24 protein-coding genes are annotated in these 13,867 nt (G+C 40.8%); 23 read left to right on the top strand and 1 reads right to left on the bottom strand.

Translation table 11 applies throughout. The annotated features are described in order from the left end of the window. Complete coding sequence (locus tag AC59JT_RS18645) at positions 1 to 1,833, top strand: rhomboid family intramembrane serine protease (protein WP_497401890.1); 1,833 nt, start codon at positions 1 to 3, stop codon at positions 1,831 to 1,833. Here the strand turns inward: AC59JT_RS18645 and AC59JT_RS18640 are convergent. After that, positions 1,830 to 2,222, bottom strand: coding sequence for an acyl-CoA thioesterase (locus AC59JT_RS18640; RefSeq protein ID WP_497401888.1), 393 nt, complete (start codon positions 2,220 to 2,222; stop codon positions 1,830 to 1,832). The two genes, AC59JT_RS18645 and AC59JT_RS18640, sit on opposite strands and share 4 nt — an antisense overlap. Positions 2,223 to 2,344: 122 nt before the next feature. On the opposite strand from AC59JT_RS18640, the gene AC59JT_RS18635 reads away from it, so the two are divergent. The 22 genes from AC59JT_RS18635 (at position 2,345) to secY (ending at position 13,863) form a co-directional block, all read left to right on the top strand. After that, a complete protein-coding gene (locus tag AC59JT_RS18635; RefSeq protein WP_497401886.1) occupies positions 2,345 to 2,899 on the top strand; it encodes a TlpA family protein disulfide reductase in 555 nt (184 codons plus the stop codon). Between the two features lie 348 nt (positions 2,900 to 3,247). Next, positions 3,248 to 3,865 carry a 50S ribosomal protein L3 gene (rplC, locus tag AC59JT_RS18630; RefSeq protein ID WP_497401884.1) on the top strand — a complete coding sequence of 206 codons (618 nt, stop codon included), beginning with the start codon at positions 3,248 to 3,250 and terminating at the stop codon, positions 3,863 to 3,865. A gap of 1 nt (position 3,866) precedes the next feature. Beyond that, positions 3,867 to 4,496: a 50S ribosomal protein L4 gene (gene rplD / locus AC59JT_RS18625; protein ID WP_497401882.1), complete on the top strand. Its 630-nt coding sequence runs from the start codon at positions 3,867 to 3,869 to the stop codon at positions 4,494 to 4,496. 1 nt (position 4,497) lies between these two features. Beyond that, on the top strand, positions 4,498 to 4,788 hold the full coding sequence (gene rplW / locus AC59JT_RS18620; RefSeq protein WP_497401879.1) for a 50S ribosomal protein L23: 291 nt from the start codon (positions 4,498 to 4,500) through the stop codon (positions 4,786 to 4,788). A gap of 8 nt (positions 4,789 to 4,796) precedes the next feature. Continuing rightward, entirely contained in the window at positions 4,797 to 5,624 is an 828-nt protein-coding gene (rplB, locus tag AC59JT_RS18615; protein ID WP_497401877.1) for a 50S ribosomal protein L2, read from the top strand. A gap of 2 nt (positions 5,625 to 5,626) precedes the next feature. After that, on the top strand, positions 5,627 to 5,893 hold the full coding sequence (gene rpsS / locus AC59JT_RS18610) for a 30S ribosomal protein S19 (protein WP_095703461.1): 267 nt from the start codon (positions 5,627 to 5,629) through the stop codon (positions 5,891 to 5,893). A gap of 3 nt (positions 5,894 to 5,896) precedes the next feature. Then, positions 5,897 to 6,325 carry a 50S ribosomal protein L22 gene (gene rplV / locus AC59JT_RS18605; RefSeq protein WP_497401874.1) on the top strand — a complete coding sequence of 143 codons (429 nt, stop codon included), beginning with the start codon at positions 5,897 to 5,899 and terminating at the stop codon, positions 6,323 to 6,325. 1 nt (position 6,326) lies between these two features. Then, positions 6,327 to 7,175 carry a 30S ribosomal protein S3 gene (rpsC, locus tag AC59JT_RS18600; protein WP_497401872.1) on the top strand — a complete coding sequence of 283 codons (849 nt, stop codon included), beginning with the start codon at positions 6,327 to 6,329 and terminating at the stop codon, positions 7,173 to 7,175. 51 nt (positions 7,176 to 7,226) lie between these two features. Then, complete coding sequence (rplP, locus tag AC59JT_RS18595) at positions 7,227 to 7,649, top strand: 50S ribosomal protein L16 (protein ID WP_497401870.1); 423 nt, start codon at positions 7,227 to 7,229, stop codon at positions 7,647 to 7,649. 93 nt (positions 7,650 to 7,742) lie between these two features. After that, positions 7,743 to 7,952 (top strand): 50S ribosomal protein L29, encoded by a 210-nt coding sequence (gene rpmC / locus AC59JT_RS18590; RefSeq protein WP_377186744.1) that lies wholly within the window; start codon positions 7,743 to 7,745, stop codon positions 7,950 to 7,952. A gap of 19 nt (positions 7,953 to 7,971) precedes the next feature. After that, the gene (gene rpsQ, locus AC59JT_RS18585; RefSeq protein ID WP_497401868.1) at positions 7,972 to 8,226 is read left to right on the top strand and encodes a 30S ribosomal protein S17; all 255 of its coding nucleotides are present in this window, start codon (positions 7,972 to 7,974) and stop codon (positions 8,224 to 8,226) included. A gap of 1 nt (position 8,227) precedes the next feature. Further along, complete coding sequence (rplN, locus tag AC59JT_RS18580) at positions 8,228 to 8,596, top strand: 50S ribosomal protein L14 (protein WP_066006038.1); 369 nt, start codon at positions 8,228 to 8,230, stop codon at positions 8,594 to 8,596. 1 nt (position 8,597) lies between these two features. Beyond that, positions 8,598 to 8,936 (top strand): 50S ribosomal protein L24, encoded by a 339-nt coding sequence (rplX, locus tag AC59JT_RS18575; RefSeq protein ID WP_497401861.1) that lies wholly within the window; start codon positions 8,598 to 8,600, stop codon positions 8,934 to 8,936. Further along, the gene (gene rplE, locus AC59JT_RS18570) at positions 8,936 to 9,505 is read left to right on the top strand and encodes a 50S ribosomal protein L5 (RefSeq protein WP_497401859.1); all 570 of its coding nucleotides are present in this window, start codon (positions 8,936 to 8,938) and stop codon (positions 9,503 to 9,505) included. Before rplX ends, rplE begins: the two co-directional genes overlap by 1 nt. Further along, positions 9,498 to 9,767 carry a 30S ribosomal protein S14 gene (gene rpsN / locus AC59JT_RS18565; RefSeq protein ID WP_497401857.1) on the top strand — a complete coding sequence of 90 codons (270 nt, stop codon included), beginning with the start codon at positions 9,498 to 9,500 and terminating at the stop codon, positions 9,765 to 9,767. The genes rplE and rpsN overlap by 8 nt, the downstream gene beginning before the upstream one ends. A 237-nt stretch (positions 9,768 to 10,004) precedes the next feature. Next, a complete protein-coding gene (gene rpsH / locus AC59JT_RS18560; protein ID WP_497401855.1) occupies positions 10,005 to 10,403 on the top strand; it encodes a 30S ribosomal protein S8 in 399 nt (132 codons plus the stop codon). A gap of 16 nt (positions 10,404 to 10,419) precedes the next feature. Further along, a complete protein-coding gene (rplF, locus tag AC59JT_RS18555; RefSeq protein ID WP_497401853.1) occupies positions 10,420 to 10,977 on the top strand; it encodes a 50S ribosomal protein L6 in 558 nt (185 codons plus the stop codon). A gap of 5 nt (positions 10,978 to 10,982) precedes the next feature. Beyond that, positions 10,983 to 11,339, top strand: coding sequence for a 50S ribosomal protein L18 (rplR, locus tag AC59JT_RS18550; RefSeq protein ID WP_497401851.1), 357 nt, complete (start codon positions 10,983 to 10,985; stop codon positions 11,337 to 11,339). Between the two features lie 14 nt (positions 11,340 to 11,353). Then, positions 11,354 to 11,872 carry a 30S ribosomal protein S5 gene (gene rpsE, locus AC59JT_RS18545; RefSeq protein WP_497401849.1) on the top strand — a complete coding sequence of 173 codons (519 nt, stop codon included), beginning with the start codon at positions 11,354 to 11,356 and terminating at the stop codon, positions 11,870 to 11,872. Positions 11,873 to 11,880: 8 nt separating this feature from the next. Next, positions 11,881 to 12,060, top strand: coding sequence for a 50S ribosomal protein L30 (gene rpmD / locus AC59JT_RS18540; protein WP_345103237.1), 180 nt, complete (start codon positions 11,881 to 11,883; stop codon positions 12,058 to 12,060). Between the two features lie 4 nt (positions 12,061 to 12,064). Beyond that, positions 12,065 to 12,511, top strand: a complete 447-nt coding sequence (gene rplO, locus AC59JT_RS18535) for a 50S ribosomal protein L15 (RefSeq protein ID WP_497401847.1) — start codon at positions 12,065 to 12,067, stop codon at positions 12,509 to 12,511. A 5-nt stretch (positions 12,512 to 12,516) separates the two neighbouring features. Beyond that, positions 12,517 to 13,863: a preprotein translocase subunit SecY gene (secY, locus tag AC59JT_RS18530; RefSeq protein WP_497401846.1), complete on the top strand. Its 1,347-nt coding sequence runs from the start codon at positions 12,517 to 12,519 to the stop codon at positions 13,861 to 13,863. Positions 13,864 to 13,867: the final 4 nt, after the last annotated feature.

Below are 13,867 nucleotides of genomic sequence, written 5' to 3'. Positions count from 1 at the left end.
ATGCTTTATAAGGTTAAATACATATTCATTCCTTTTGTCATCATAGGCTTAAGTTTTGCAATACTATATTCCTTATTTAACTGGGTTTGCTGTATTAAAACCGATCTTTTTCCTGCTGATGAAGATGTGGTTAACCTAATTATTCCGGGTGTGCTTTTATGGGTGCCTTTATTATTTTGGTTACGCCCGCGTTTAAAACTCCTGGATGTAAAGAGCGAGGGGCGCAAAGATCCCTTAGCGATGTACTTGCTTTTTGGCTGGGCGGTTATGGCTGTGCCGATTTGCGCTTTGCAAAATTTTATCACCACTGCCACCGGCAAACTAACGCTGCTTGAAAGAATAGAAGATATTAATAAGTTTCCGCCCAGCAGGTATTACAAGGTAAATCAATATTTTATTGATACCCGCCTGGCACAGTTTTTTACTTTTACAGGTACATCAGACAAAGGCCGTAATTACGATATAGAATTATATGCGCCTGCGCCGATGTTTGCGAAAGACCATTCGTCAGATACACTAATACCAGGTTTCAAACTACCTGATAAAAGAGTGTTGCTGTTAATTAACGGGATGGTTGGTACGCAAAAAATGCTTGTCAGAATTGGCAGCGCAAATATTGCTTCTGTAGATGTTTTAAGGCCACAGGCAGCTCAGGAGATATATGGTGATGCTGCGAGGTACGGCGCTATTTTGGTGAAAACCAAGCCCGGGTTTGACTTTTCTTTAATTACAAAAAATATTAACGCAAACTCTTCTTTTTTGCCTGAGGCATGGCTTTCTATCAGATATTCTGAAACCATAAGCAATAATGTGTCTGAGTTGGAGAAAGAGCAGTTACGTGTTAACCTTATCAGTAAAGCAAAAGCGGAGCTTGATACTAACATTGGCCAACGATTTGTTTATTTTAAAAAAATAGAGCGCGATTATGTCGAACGCAATAATACAAAAGCTATTTTAGCCTACACAAGGCCCCGCCCGCCAATTATTATTTTAGAAGGAGTTAACGAACCTTTTGAAAACCATAACGGTAGCTCCCTAGCCATAACAATATGGTCGTTTTTTGGCGGCAGTTTGTTGTTTCTTCTTTCCCTTACTATTAAACCATTAACTAAAAAGAAGAATGACAAGAACTTTTTAGAACGAAGACGGGAAACCCGGGTATTGGTTTCGGCTATCTACAGTAAAGTATTTGTTTTAAAACCAGCAAACAAATGTACACAGTTTTTAGTGCTATTTAATACACTAATATTTGCCATAATGGTTTGGCAAACAGGCGGCTCGGTATGGATTGACAGATGGGATTTAATACACTGGGGAGCCAATTATTCTGCAAAATTAGATAACGGCGAGTATTGGCGGTTGGTAACCAGCTTGTTTTTGCATACGGGTTTGGTGCATTTGCTGTTTAACCTTTATGGTTTAATTATAGCAGGGGTATTTATTGAGCCTGTAATAGGTATTAAAACCTACATGATTGTATATGTAATTTTAGGGATTGTTGCCGGTGCAGCCTGCGTATGGTGGTACCCTGACAGAGTCGGGGTAGCTACCATAGGGGCCGTTTTTGGCATGTACGGTGTATTGCTTGTTTTGTTGTTGCTGGGGCGTTTTCCTGCTAATTACGGTAGGGCATTTTTGATGCCGGCATCGGTTTTTGCGATCATTAGTTTATTGTTTGCCATCACCAATGTAACAGATATGGCTTCAATCATTGCCGGAACTTTTTTAGGATTGATAATTGGATTTATTTTATATCCATTTATGAGAAAGAAAACAGAATACTTTCCTGATAAACCCAAAACGCCGCGGAAAACTAAACCGACATTTAATTAATGTTCCCTCAGCCTTTCGTCAGTATATATAATATGGCTACGACCATGTTTAACCGGTTTGCCATTCTCATCAACCGCTACAAAAACTATTTTATCAATAGTAAGAATGGTTTTATGGGTGATCTTGTTGCGCACTTCGCATTTTAGGGTTACTGAGGTATTGCCAAAACTAACAGCCTTAATTCCCAATTCAATAATATCCCCCTGTCGGGCTGAATTGATAAAATTGATCTCGGACATGTATTTGGTTACGCAGCCGTTGGTACCCAGTTGTATGATGGAATAAATAGCCGCTTCCTCATCTATCCAGCTTAGCAGCCTGCCACCAAACAAGGTGCCGTGGGCGTTAAGGTCTTCGGGTTTTACCCATTTTCGTGTGTAAAAATTCATGCGGTGCTCTGTTTTGTACAAAGGTACGAAACTATTTAGTGTGTAGGTGGTACACTATTGGTTTTGTGTGATTCAAGATATTGATTCATTAGTTCACTAATTATTAATAGATTAGTTTGATCATGAAAAAACCTAAACTTACCATCCTCATCTTATTTTGTTGCTTTGTATGGCTGGATACGGCCCTTGCACAAAAGCCTGTCGTAAATGCAGGTATACATTATATTACCGATACTACCTGTAACTTTCAGGGTTTGATAGATAAGTTTAAAGGGAAGATCATATATATTAATGTATGGGCAACATGGTGCCATCCTTGTAGGGTTGATCTGCAATCGGCTAAGTTGGTAAGGCCCTTTGAGGCTTACGCGGCTAAGAATGATATGGTGGTGTTGTATTTATGTGGCGATAAAAATGGCAAAACATGGAAATCATTCATCAACGCCAATAAACTGGCAGGTTACCATATTTTAGCTAACAAATATGTATTGGAAGATTTGCGCACCACCTATGGCGAGGTACAGCGCAGGGGCAAGGATGGGGTAGTTAAAAAGAGTTTGTTTTTGCCCCGTCATATGATAGTTAACAGGAGCGGCCTGGTAACAGACACCATTACTTTTGCAGAAGGCAACCCTAAATTATATGCGCGTTTAAATAAAATTATCGGCAGCAATTAAGTTTTCATAAGTTGATTTTGCGTTAGTGATAGCAGCGGATACCGGCCGCGCGGCGGATGCAGTTTGGGACGAGGCTAATGCCTGTGCAGTATGAGCGGATAGCACGGGCCCGATCCTTCATCGGGCAACGCCATTAGCATTTAAAACACAAGCTGTTGCGTTTTAAAAAGTGCCAAATGGGGCTGTTTTGGCACCCACCCAAAAAATACCTTAATATTTATTAAAAAATAACTTGGTAACTATTTGACATTTAATGTAAAGTTGCTATCTTTGCCGTCCCTTTCGGGGGGATTTAATATGCCTTGAACGAAGCCCTACTGCTTCGATGGGCACAAATAACATAAAAAAATGTCAGGAATAATTGGTAAAAAAGTAGGAATGACCAGCATATTCGACGACTCAGGGAAAAACATCCCGTGCACAGTTATCGAAGCTGGCCCTTGCGTAGTAACACAAGTAAGGTCTGTTGAAACAGACGGTTATGCAGCTATACAGCTAGCATACGGTGAGCAAAAGGAAAAAAACACTTCAGGCCCGTTAAAAGGCCATTTCCAGAAAGCCAACACTACTCCAAAACGTAAACTTGTTGAATTTAAATCTTTTGAAGACGAAAAAGCTCTTGGTGACACTGTTACTGTAGAGATTTTTGCTGAAGGAGATTTTGTTGATGTGGTTGGTACGTCAAAAGGTAAAGGTTTTCAAGGTGTTGTAAAACGTCACGGTTTTGGTGGTGTGGGTATGCAAACTCACGGCCAGCACAACAGGTTGCGTGCTCCGGGTTCATTGGGTGCTTCATCATGGCCTTCACGTGTATTTAAAGGCATGCGTATGGCAGGCCAAATGGGTAACGAGCGTGTAAAAGTTCAAAACTTAGAAGTATTGAAAGTTTATACCGAGCAAAACCTGTTAGTAGTTAAAGGTTCTATCCCAGGAGCTAAAGGTTCATTCGTTATAGTGGATAAATAAGATGGAAGTTAAAGTATTAAATATTTCAGGCAAAGAAACAGGTGCCAAGGTGCAACTTCCTGAAGCCATTTTTGGTATCGAACCGAATGACCATGCTATTTACTTAGATGTTAAGCAGTTTTTAGCTAACCAACGTCAAGGTACACACAAAGCAAAACAACGTAACGAAATTGCAGGTTCAACCCGCAAGTTATACAAACAAAAAGGTACAGGCGGTGCACGTGCCGGTAGCGTAAAATCTCCATTGTTTAATGGTGGTGGTCGCGTATTCGGTCCGCAACCTCGCGATTACAGCTTTAAGTTGAATAAAAAACTTAAAACATTAGCGCGTCGTTCTGCCCTATCATACAAAGCTCAGGAAAGCAATGTTGTAGTTTTAGAAGATTTCAGCTTTGATGCTGTTAAAACTAAATCATACGTACAAATGGTTGCCGATTTACAAGCAACTGATGTAAGAACATTATTGGTATTGCCTGCAGCAAATAACAATGTGTATTTATCAAGCAGAAACTTGAAAAAAGCAAAGGTTATTACAGTTGACCAGATCAACACTTACGATGTGTTAAACGCTGGTAAATTATTGTTAACAACCGGTGCTGTTAAAATTTTGGAGGAAGCATTAGCTAAGTAATATGGAAATTTTAAGAAAACCCTTACTTACTGAAAAAGTAACTCAGTTGACAGAAAAGCTTAATCGTTACGCTTTTATTGTTGACCCGAGAGCTAACAAAATTCAGATAAAAACAGCTATCGAAGCCATGTATGGCGTTAACATTACAGCTGTTAATACAATGAGAATCGTTGGTAAACTGAAAAGTCGTAACACTAAAGCAGGTTTGGTATCAGGCCGTGCAGCTACAGTGAAAAAAGCGATCATCACGTTAAAAGACGGTGAAGTAATAGATTTTTATAGCAATATATAAGTAGAGAGATGGCAGTAAAAAGATTTAGACCGATTACGCCGGGTACCCGTTTCAGGGTAGGTGCTGATAACTCTGACATTACTACAAACGTACCTGAAAAGTCGTTAGTAGTGTCGGTGAACACCAGATCAGGCGGACGTAATAACAGCGGTAAAATGACTATGCGCTACCTGGGTGGTGGCCATAAACAAGCATACAGGCTAATTGACTTTAAACGCAATAAGTTTGACATCCCTGCAAAAGTTGCTACAATTGAGTATGATCCTAACCGTTCTGCACGTATAGCATTGCTACACTTTGTAGATGGTGAGAAGAGATATATGATTGCCCCTGAGGGTTTAACTGTAGGCATGACAGTAGTGTCTGGCGAAGCAGTTGCTCCTGAGGTTGGTAACACCATGCAATTAAAGTCAATACCTTTGGGTTCTATCATTCATAACATTGAATTGAACCCGGGCCAGGGTGGCGTTATAGCCCGCTCGGCAGGTACTTACGCACAGCTTGCAGCACGTGACGGTAAATATGCCGTTATCAAATTGCCTTCAGGCGAAACCCGTATGATCTTAGCTACTTGTTTAGCTACTATCGGTACGGTTTCAAACGGAGAGAAGCAAAACGAAGTATTAGGTAAAGCTGGCCGCAAACGCTGGTTAGGCCGTCGCCCAAGAGTTCGTGGTGTAGCCATGAACCCGGTAGATCACCCTATGGGTGGTGGTGAGGGTAGAGCCTCAGGTGGTCATCCACGTTCACGTAAAGGTTTATTAGCTAAAGGCTATAAAACCCGTGATAAGAAAAAAGGGTCTGATCGTTATATCATTGAAAGAAGGAAGAAATAATAATGGCACGTTCAATTAAAAAAGGACCTTATATTGACCATAACCTTGACAAAAAAGTCCTGGTGTTAAATGAGTCAAATAAAAAATCGGTTGTAAAAACATGGTCTCGTCGTAGCATGATTTCTCCTGATTTCGTTGGTCATACATTCGCAGTACACAACGGTAACAAATTTATACCTGTGTATGTAACAGAAAATATGGTTGGTCATAAGCTGGGAGAGTTTGCCCCAACCCGTACATTCCGCGGTCACGCAGAGAAGAAAAAATAAGCAATGGAAGCAACAACTAAAATCAAAAAGTCTGTATTGATCAGACAACGCAAAGAGCAAGAGAAAGCTCAGCAAGGGGGCGCTTCTGTTGCGAAACTGCAGAACTGTCCTACCTCACCACGCAAAATGCGTTTGGTAGTTGACCTTATCCGCGGTGTTGAAGTTGAAAAAGCGTTAAACACGCTTAAATTCTTAAACAAAGAAGCAGCTATACGTGTAGAGAAACTTTTGGTTTCAGCCATCAAAAACTGGGAAGCTAAAAACGAAGGTCAACGCGTAGAAGAAAGCAATCTGATTGTTAAAGAAGTTTCAGTAGGCGGTGGCCGTCAACAAAAAAGATTACGTCCTGCTCCGCAAGGAAGAGGATACCGTATACGCAAACGTTCAAACCACGTTACGCTGATTGTGGGTACTAAAAACGAAAACAACTAAAATGGGACAGAAAGCACATCCAATAGGTAACAGATTAGGAATCATCAGAGGTTGGGATTCTAACTGGTTCGGTGGCAACAACTACTCCGATAAATTAGTTGAGGACGAAAAAATCCGCAAATACTTATCAGCGCGTATCAACAAAGGTGGCGTATCTAAAGTGGTTATTGAACGTACTTTAAAACGCATCACTGTAACTATCCACACTGCCCGTCCGGGTATTGTGATTGGTAAAGGTGGTACCGAAGTTGATAAGATCAAAGAAGAGTTGAAAAAACTTACTAAAAAGGAAGTTCAGATCAACATTTTCGAGATCAAACGCCCTGAGCTTGACGCGCAACTGGTTGCAGAAGGCATAGCAAAACAACTTGAGGCTCGTATATCTTTCCGCCGTGCCATGAAAACTACGATAGCTTCAACCATGAGAATGGGTGCTGAAGGTATCAAAGTAATGACATCAGGCCGTTTAGGTGGCGCCGAGATGGCGCGTAGCGAACAATATAAAGAAGGTAGAATACCATTGCACACTTTCCGTGCAGACATTGATTATGCATTAGGCGAAGCCTTAACTACCTATGGTAAAATAGGTGTTAAAGTTTGGATTTGCAAAGGCGAAGTTTACGGAAAACGCGATTTATCACCAAACATTGGCAGCACTAGCAGCGCAAGCGGCAAAGGTGGCAGGCCCGAAGGTGGCGCTGGTTTCGGCGACCGTAGAGGTAACGAAAGAGGCGGAGAGCGCGGTGGCGAACGCAGAGGCGATCGTAAACCAGGTGCAGGCGGTAACAACCGCCCGGGTGGCCAAAACAGAGGCGGTGGTAACCGCCCAGGTGGTGCACCAAGAAGATAATAACAGATTTGGAAAAAGATATCGAAATTGACGATATAAAAGTTTAAGAAAATGCTACAGCCAAAAAGAACGAAGTTCAGAAAGATGCAAAAAGGCAGAATGAAAGGTTTAGCCACCCGTGGTGCTGAACTATCATTCGGATCTTTCGGTGTTAAATCACTGGAAGCAGCCTGGATCACCAGCCGTCAGATAGAAGCTGCCCGTATCGCTGTTACACGTTTTATGAAACGTGAAGGCCAGGTATGGATCAGAGTATTCCCTGATAAGCCGGTAACCAAAAAGCCTGCTGAGGTACGTATGGGTAAAGGTAAAGGTGCCCCTGAATACTGGGTAGCGGTAGTACGCCCCGGAAGAATTATTTTTGAAGCAGAAGGTGTGCCATTGGCAATTGCTAAAGAAGCACTACGCCTTGCAGCTCAGAAATTACCTGTACAAACAAGATTTGTAGTACGTAAAGATTACGTAGAAGCATAAAAATTAAGTTAGCAGTTTTGAGTTTGCAGTTACCAGGTGTAGCTATAAAGTGAGCTTAGAACTAAAAACTCAAACACTAATAGAATAAAGAAAATGAAGAACTCAGAAATTACAGGGCTCGCAACTGAAGAGTTGGTTGCAAAGATCGGCGAGGAAAGAGCAAATCTTACCAAATTGAAATTTGCCCACGCGGTTTCAGCGATCGAGAATCCAAGCCGTATAACTAAAGTACGCAAGGATATTGCTCGTTTAAATACTGAATTAACTAAGCGTAAGGCAGCGCAAGCTTCTGAACAAAATTAATTTAACGCGTCGAGGAAAAATGGAAAGAAATTTAAGAAAAACACGTACCGGCCTGGTAGTTAGCAATAAAATGGAGAAATCTATTGTTGTAGCTGTGGAAAGGAAAGTGAAACACCCGATCTATGGTAAGTTTATTAAAAAAACTACCAAGTTTATGGCTCATGACGAGACAAACACATGCGGTATAGGTGACACTGTATTGATCATGGAAACTCGTCCGCTGAGTAAGAGCAAAAATTGGAGATTAGTCCAAATTATAGAAAGAGCTAAATAAGATGGTACAACAGGAATCAAGATTAAACGTAGCTGACAATAGCGGTGCTAAAGAAGTTTTAGTGATCCGTGTGTTAGGCGGTACGGGTAAAAGATATGCCTCTATTGGTGACAAGATCGTAGTAACTGTTAAAAGCGCGCTACCTTCAGGTAACATCAAAAAAGGTACGGTATCAAAAGCCGTAGTGGTTAGAACTAAAAAAGAGATCCGCAGAAAAGATGGTTCATACATCCGTTTCGACGATAACGCGGCTGTTTTGTTAAACAACCAGGACGAGCCGAGAGGCACACGTATCTTTGGCCCTGTTGCAAGAGAATTGCGTGAGAAACAATTTATGAAAATTGTATCATTAGCACCGGAGGTATTGTAACATGGAAAAGAAAACACAAACAGCTAAACTAAAGATCAAAAAAGGTGATCTGGTTAAAGTTATAGCCGGCGATTCAAAAGGAACGCAAGGTAAAGTAGTTGAAGTAATAGTTGCCAAAAACAGAGCTATTGTTGAAGGCGCTAATATGGTATCAAAACATACCAAACCTAACGCAGCTAACCCTAACGGTGGTATTGTTAAACAAGAAGCCGCTATACACATTTCAAACCTTGCTTTGGTTGATGCCAAAACAGGCGCGACTACCCGTGTAGGCCGTAAGTTGAACGATGCCGGTAAATTAGTTAGAGTTGCTAAAAAATCAGGGGAGGAAATCAAGTAATGGAATATACACCGCGATTAAAATCGAAATACAAAGAGGAAATACGTACTACGCTGAAAGATAAATTTCAGTATAAAACCGTAATGCAAGTTCCTAAATTGCAAAAAATTGCAATTAACCAGGGTGTTGGTGGTGCTACTACCGATAAAAAACTTATCGAGAACACCATTACTGAGTTAACTACTATTACTGGTCAGCAAGCTGTAGCTTCAAAATCTAAAAAAGATATCTCGAACTTCAAATTGCGTAAAGGTATGCCGGTAGGTGTACGTGTAACTTTACGTGATAACAATATGTACGAGTTTTTAGATCGTTTGATCTCTGTTGCTCTGCCACGTATCCGTGATTTCAAAGGTATCAATGATAAAGGTTTTGACGGTAAAGGTAACTACACGCTGGGTATCACTGAGCAAATTATCTTCCCGGAGATCAACATCGATAAAATTAACAAAATACAAGGTATGGATATTACCTTCGTAACCTCGGCAACTAATGACGTTGAAGCTTTAGAGCTTTTAAAACAATTTGGTTTACCATTTAAAAATCAAACTCCAGTTAACAATGGCTAAAGAAGGTGTAAAAGCGCGTGAAGTTAAACGTGCTAAGTTAGTAGCAAAATATGCTGAAAAAAGAGCCGCTTTAAAAGAAGCCGGTGATTATGTTGCTTTAGATGCTTTACCAAAAGCGTCATCGCCAGTAAAATTGCACAACCGTTGCAAGTTAACCGGCCGTCCTCGTGGTTACATGCGTCAATTTGGTATTTCACGTGTTACTTTCCGTGAAATGGCTTTGGCCGGTAAGATCCCGGGAGTGAAAAAAGCAAGCTGGTAATAACGGCTTAATTAAGGTGAAAGCCTAAAGGAAAAAGCGAATGGAAAATTCGTTTCACCTTTAAACTTTCACCTTTTATATTAAAAAGAGAGTTAAAAAGATAATTCAAAACATACTATAGTGTGTTTTGAATTTTTTTGTACCTTTGCGGCTCGCTTTTTTAAAAAAAATACGAATTAACCGATGGAAGGTCGCCCGAAGGGTCGGGAAGGAAACCACCGTCACAAACAATAAATAATGAATACAGATCCAATCGCAGATTATCTTACACGAGTAAGGAATGCAATCAAAGCCAATCATAGGGTTGTTGAGATTCCTGCATCGAACCTGAAAAAAGAGATCACTAAAGTTCTTTTTGAGAAAGGTTACATCACTAACTTCAAGTTTGAGGAAAATGGCCCGCAAGGAACCATTAAAGTGGCTTTAAAATACCACCCGATAACTAAAATTCCTGCTATCCGTTCAATCACTCGTGTGAGCAGACCAGGTTTTAGAAAATATGCCGGCACAGACACTATGCCACGCGTATTAAATGGTTTAGGTATCGCTATCCTGTCAACTTCTAAAGGTGTAATGACCGATAAAGAAGCTCGTACAAACAATGTAGGTGGCGAAGTTTTATGCTACGTTTATTAATAGGAGGAATTAAGTAATGTCAAGAGTAGGAAAATCACCAATAGCAATCCCTGCAGGCGTAACAATTACTGTAGCTGAGAATAACTTAGTTACTGTAAAAGGCCCTAAAGGCGAGTTGCAACAAGCGGTTGATGCAGATATTAAAGTGGTACAGGAAGACGGTAACTTATTAGTTCAACGTCCTTCAGACCAAAAGCGTCACAAAGCATTACATGGTTTATACCGTGCATTGTTAAATAACATGGTTGTTGGCGTAACCACCGGTTACACTACAACTCAGGAGTTAGTAGGTGTGGGTTACCGTGCTACTAACCAAGGTAATACTTTAGATTTAGTGTTGGGTTTCTCTCACCACTATGTATTTGAGTTACCAAAAGAAATTAAAGTTACAACCACTGCTGAAAAGGGTAAAAACCCAACCATCATCCTGGAATCTATCGACAAGCAATTGATCGGCCAGGTAGCGGCAAAAATACGTTCACTGCGTGCTCCGGAGCCTTACAAAGGTAAAGGTGTTAAATTCGCCGGCGAGGTATTGAGAAGAAAAGCAGGTAAATCAGCATCTAAAAAATAATCGTCATGGCAGCTAGAGCGAAATTATCAAGAAGAGAAAGAATTAAGATGGGTATCAGAAAGCGCCTTTCAGGCTCTTCAACCCGTCCGCGCCTGTCAGTGTACAGAAGCAATAAAGGCATTTATGCACAGATCATTGACGACGTTACCGGTAAAACATTAGTATCAGCATCATCTTTATCAAAAGATTTCAGTGCAAATGGTACTAAGTCAGATCAATCAGTAGCTGTAGGCAAGCTGGTTGCTCAAAAGGCAGTTGCCGCTGGTATAGTAGATGTAGTATTTGACCGTAACGGTTACCTGTACCATGGTCGTGTTAAATCACTGGCCGAAGGTGCACGTGAAGGTGGTTTAAACTTTTAATTGGAAAAAGAGAAATGTCAACAATCAACATAAAAAGAGTAAAAACCAGCGAGATCGAATTAAAAGACCGCCTGGTTAGCATACAACGTGTTGCCAAAGTAACCAAAGGTGGTCGTACCTTCAGCTTCTCAGCTATCGTAGTGGTAGGTGATGAGCAAGGTGTAGTAGGCTTTGGTTTAGGTAAAGCGAAAGAGGTTACTGAAGCTATCGCTAAAGGTATTGATGATGCTAAAAAGAACTTGGTAAAAGTTCCTATCATTAACGGTACTATCCCTCACGAGCAAATAGGTAAATTTTCTGGCGGTTTTGTATTCTTGAAACCAGCTGCAAACGGTACCGGTGTAATTGCCGGTGGTGCGATGCGTGCTGTATTAGAGAGTGCCGGTGTACATAACGTATTGGCAAAATCAAAAGGTTCATCAAACCCGCACAACGTGGTAAAAGCAACTGTATCTGCATTAGCGCAATTGCGTGATGCTAACACTGTAGCTCAGCACCGCGGTATCAGTTTAGGTAAAGTATTTAACGGATAAGCAGAGACATGGCAAAGATCAAAATTACCCAGATCAAAAGCGTGATCGATAGAACCGAGCGCCAAAAAAAGACAGTGCAAGCACTGGGCTTAAAGAAAATTAACCACAGTGTGGAAGTTGAAGCTACTGCAGCTATTATAGGTATGGTACGTAAAGTAAACCACCTTGTAGCGGTAGAAAATATTTAATATCATGAATTTAAGTAATCTAAAACCTGCAGAAGGTTCTACTAAAAATAGAAAAAGAATAGGTCGTGGTACAGGTTCAGGCCGTGGTGGTACATCAACCCGCGGTCATAAAGGTGCCGGTTCACGTTCTGGTACAAGCACTAAAATAGGCTTTGAAGGTGGTCAAATGCCTTTACAACGTCGTGTTCCTAAAGTGGGCTTTAAAAACCCTAACCGTGTGGAGTATGTAGGCGTTAACCTTGACGTGTTGCAAAACCTAACCGAAAAATTTTCACTTTCAACTATCAACTTTGATGTTTTGAAAGAGCATGGTTTAGCATCAAGAAATGACCTTGTTAAAATTTTAGGTCGTGGCGAGCTAAAAGCCAAATTAGAAGTTACAGCACATGCGTTTACAGCTACTGCACAAAAAGCTATTGAAGCTGCTGGTGGTAGCATAGTTAAGCTATAATTTAAATGAAAAAATTTTTCACCACATTATCCAATATTTGGAAAATTGAAGACTTAAGAGTGCGTATAACAAACACACTCTTATTTCTTTTGATATACCGTGTAGGTTCGTTCGTTCGTTTACCGGGCGTTGACGCATCTGCGGCTGCTAATAATAAAGCAGAAGGTATAGTAGGGTTGTTAAACATGTTTGCAGGAGGCTCGTTTTCACGTGTCTCTATTTTTGCATTAGGTGTAATGCCTTACATTTCGGCTTCTATCGTTATGCAGTTATTAGGCATAGCGGTTCCTTATTTTGCTAAAATGCAGAAAGAGGGAGAGAGCGGCCGTAACAAAATTAACCAGTGGACCCGCTATCTAACCATCTTCATTACAGCTTTACAAGCTATTGCTTACCTGCAATCGCAAGTAACCGCTCAGGAGATCTATCCGGGTGCAGCAGGCCCAATGTTTGTGTTGATGAATACCTTCGTATTAACCGCGGGTACATTATTTGTAATGTGGCTAGGCGAGAAAATTACTGATAAAGGTATCGGTAACGGTATATCATTGATCATCATGGTGGGTATCATTGCCCAGTTGCCAGGTGCATTTGTTGCCGAGTTTGATTCGCGTGTTAGCGGTAATGGTGGTTTAATTACCTTCATTGTTGAGCTTGTGGCTTTATTAGGTGTGGTAATGTTCACTATCCTGATCGTTCAGGGTACACGTAAAATTGCTGTACAATACGCTAAACGTATTGTAGGTAACAAACAATATGGTGGTGTACGTCAGTATATACCTTTAAAGGTAAATGCTGCCGGTGTTATGCCTATCATTTTTGCGCAGGCCTTGATGTTTATACCTGCTACGTTGGGATCATTCTTCCCGTCAGCGGCATCAAACAGTATCCTGATCTCGTTATCAGATTACACCTCATGGTTACATAATGTTGTGTTTGCATTTTTGATCATCGTATTCACTTATTTCTACACAGCCATTACAGTTAACCCTGTTCAAATGTCTGATGATATGAAAAAGAATGGTGGTTTTGTACCGGGTGTTAAACCAGGTAAAGCAACTTCTGATTTTATCGATAACGTAATATCAAGAATTACTTTCCCGGGATCTATTTTCCTGGCAATTATTGCTATCATACCTGCATTGGCTAATATGGTTGGTGTAAACAACCTGTTCGCTCGTTTCTTTGGTGGTACGTCATTGATCATCCTGGTAGGTGTTGTACTGGATACATTACAGCAAATTGAAAGCCACCTGTTGATGCGTCATTACGATGGTTTAATGAAAACGGGCCGTATTAAAGGCCGTACAGCTATACCTGCTGCAGCCGGAACTACGCCGACCGCAATATAATCAG

This window comes from Mucilaginibacter sp. A3364 (assembly GCF_059690715.1).
This window is presented reverse-complemented; position numbering and strand designations above follow the sequence as displayed.

Bases quoted from the DNA above. Each gene is read 5' to 3' on its own strand.
- rplD (WP_497401882.1), top strand. From the start codon at position 3,867: ATGGAAGTTAAAGTATTAAATATTTCAGGCAAAGAAACAGGTGCCAAG.
- rplO (WP_497401847.1), top strand. From the start codon at position 12,065: ATGAATTTAAGTAATCTAAAACCTGCAGAAGGTTCTACTAAAAATAGA.
- rplP (WP_497401870.1), top strand. From the start codon at position 7,227: ATGCTACAGCCAAAAAGAACGAAGTTCAGAAAGATGCAAAAAGGCAGA.
- rplB (WP_497401877.1), top strand. From the start codon at position 4,797: ATGGCAGTAAAAAGATTTAGACCGATTACGCCGGGTACCCGTTTCAGG.
- rpmD (WP_345103237.1), top strand. From the start codon at position 11,881: ATGGCAAAGATCAAAATTACCCAGATCAAAAGCGTGATCGATAGAACC.
- AC59JT_RS18645 (WP_497401890.1), top strand. From the start codon at position 1: ATGCTTTATAAGGTTAAATACATATTCATTCCTTTTGTCATCATAGGC.
- rplE (WP_497401859.1), top strand. From the start codon at position 8,936: ATGGAATATACACCGCGATTAAAATCGAAATACAAAGAGGAAATACGT.
- rplX (WP_497401861.1), top strand. From the start codon at position 8,598: ATGGAAAAGAAAACACAAACAGCTAAACTAAAGATCAAAAAAGGTGAT.
- rplC (WP_497401884.1), top strand. From the start codon at position 3,248: ATGTCAGGAATAATTGGTAAAAAAGTAGGAATGACCAGCATATTCGAC.
- rpmC (WP_377186744.1), top strand. From the start codon at position 7,743: ATGAAGAACTCAGAAATTACAGGGCTCGCAACTGAAGAGTTGGTTGCA.
- AC59JT_RS18640 (WP_497401888.1), bottom strand. From the start codon at position 2,222: ATGAATTTTTACACACGAAAATGGGTAAAACCCGAAGACCTTAACGCC.
- rplV (WP_497401874.1), top strand. From the start codon at position 5,897: ATGGAAGCAACAACTAAAATCAAAAAGTCTGTATTGATCAGACAACGC.
- rplR (WP_497401851.1), top strand. From the start codon at position 10,983: ATGGCAGCTAGAGCGAAATTATCAAGAAGAGAAAGAATTAAGATGGGT.
- rpsH (WP_497401855.1), top strand. From the start codon at position 10,005: ATGAATACAGATCCAATCGCAGATTATCTTACACGAGTAAGGAATGCA.
- secY (WP_497401846.1), top strand. From the start codon at position 12,517: ATGAAAAAATTTTTCACCACATTATCCAATATTTGGAAAATTGAAGAC.
- rpsC (WP_497401872.1), top strand. From the start codon at position 6,327: ATGGGACAGAAAGCACATCCAATAGGTAACAGATTAGGAATCATCAGA.
- rpsN (WP_497401857.1), top strand. From the start codon at position 9,498: ATGGCTAAAGAAGGTGTAAAAGCGCGTGAAGTTAAACGTGCTAAGTTA.
- rpsS (WP_095703461.1), top strand. From the start codon at position 5,627: ATGGCACGTTCAATTAAAAAAGGACCTTATATTGACCATAACCTTGAC.
- rpsQ (WP_497401868.1), top strand. From the start codon at position 7,972: ATGGAAAGAAATTTAAGAAAAACACGTACCGGCCTGGTAGTTAGCAAT.
- rplN (WP_066006038.1), top strand. From the start codon at position 8,228: ATGGTACAACAGGAATCAAGATTAAACGTAGCTGACAATAGCGGTGCT.
- rplW (WP_497401879.1), top strand. From the start codon at position 4,498: ATGGAAATTTTAAGAAAACCCTTACTTACTGAAAAAGTAACTCAGTTG.
- AC59JT_RS18635 (WP_497401886.1), top strand. From the start codon at position 2,345: ATGAAAAAACCTAAACTTACCATCCTCATCTTATTTTGTTGCTTTGTA.
- rpsE (WP_497401849.1), top strand. From the start codon at position 11,354: ATGTCAACAATCAACATAAAAAGAGTAAAAACCAGCGAGATCGAATTA.
- rplF (WP_497401853.1), top strand. From the start codon at position 10,420: ATGTCAAGAGTAGGAAAATCACCAATAGCAATCCCTGCAGGCGTAACA.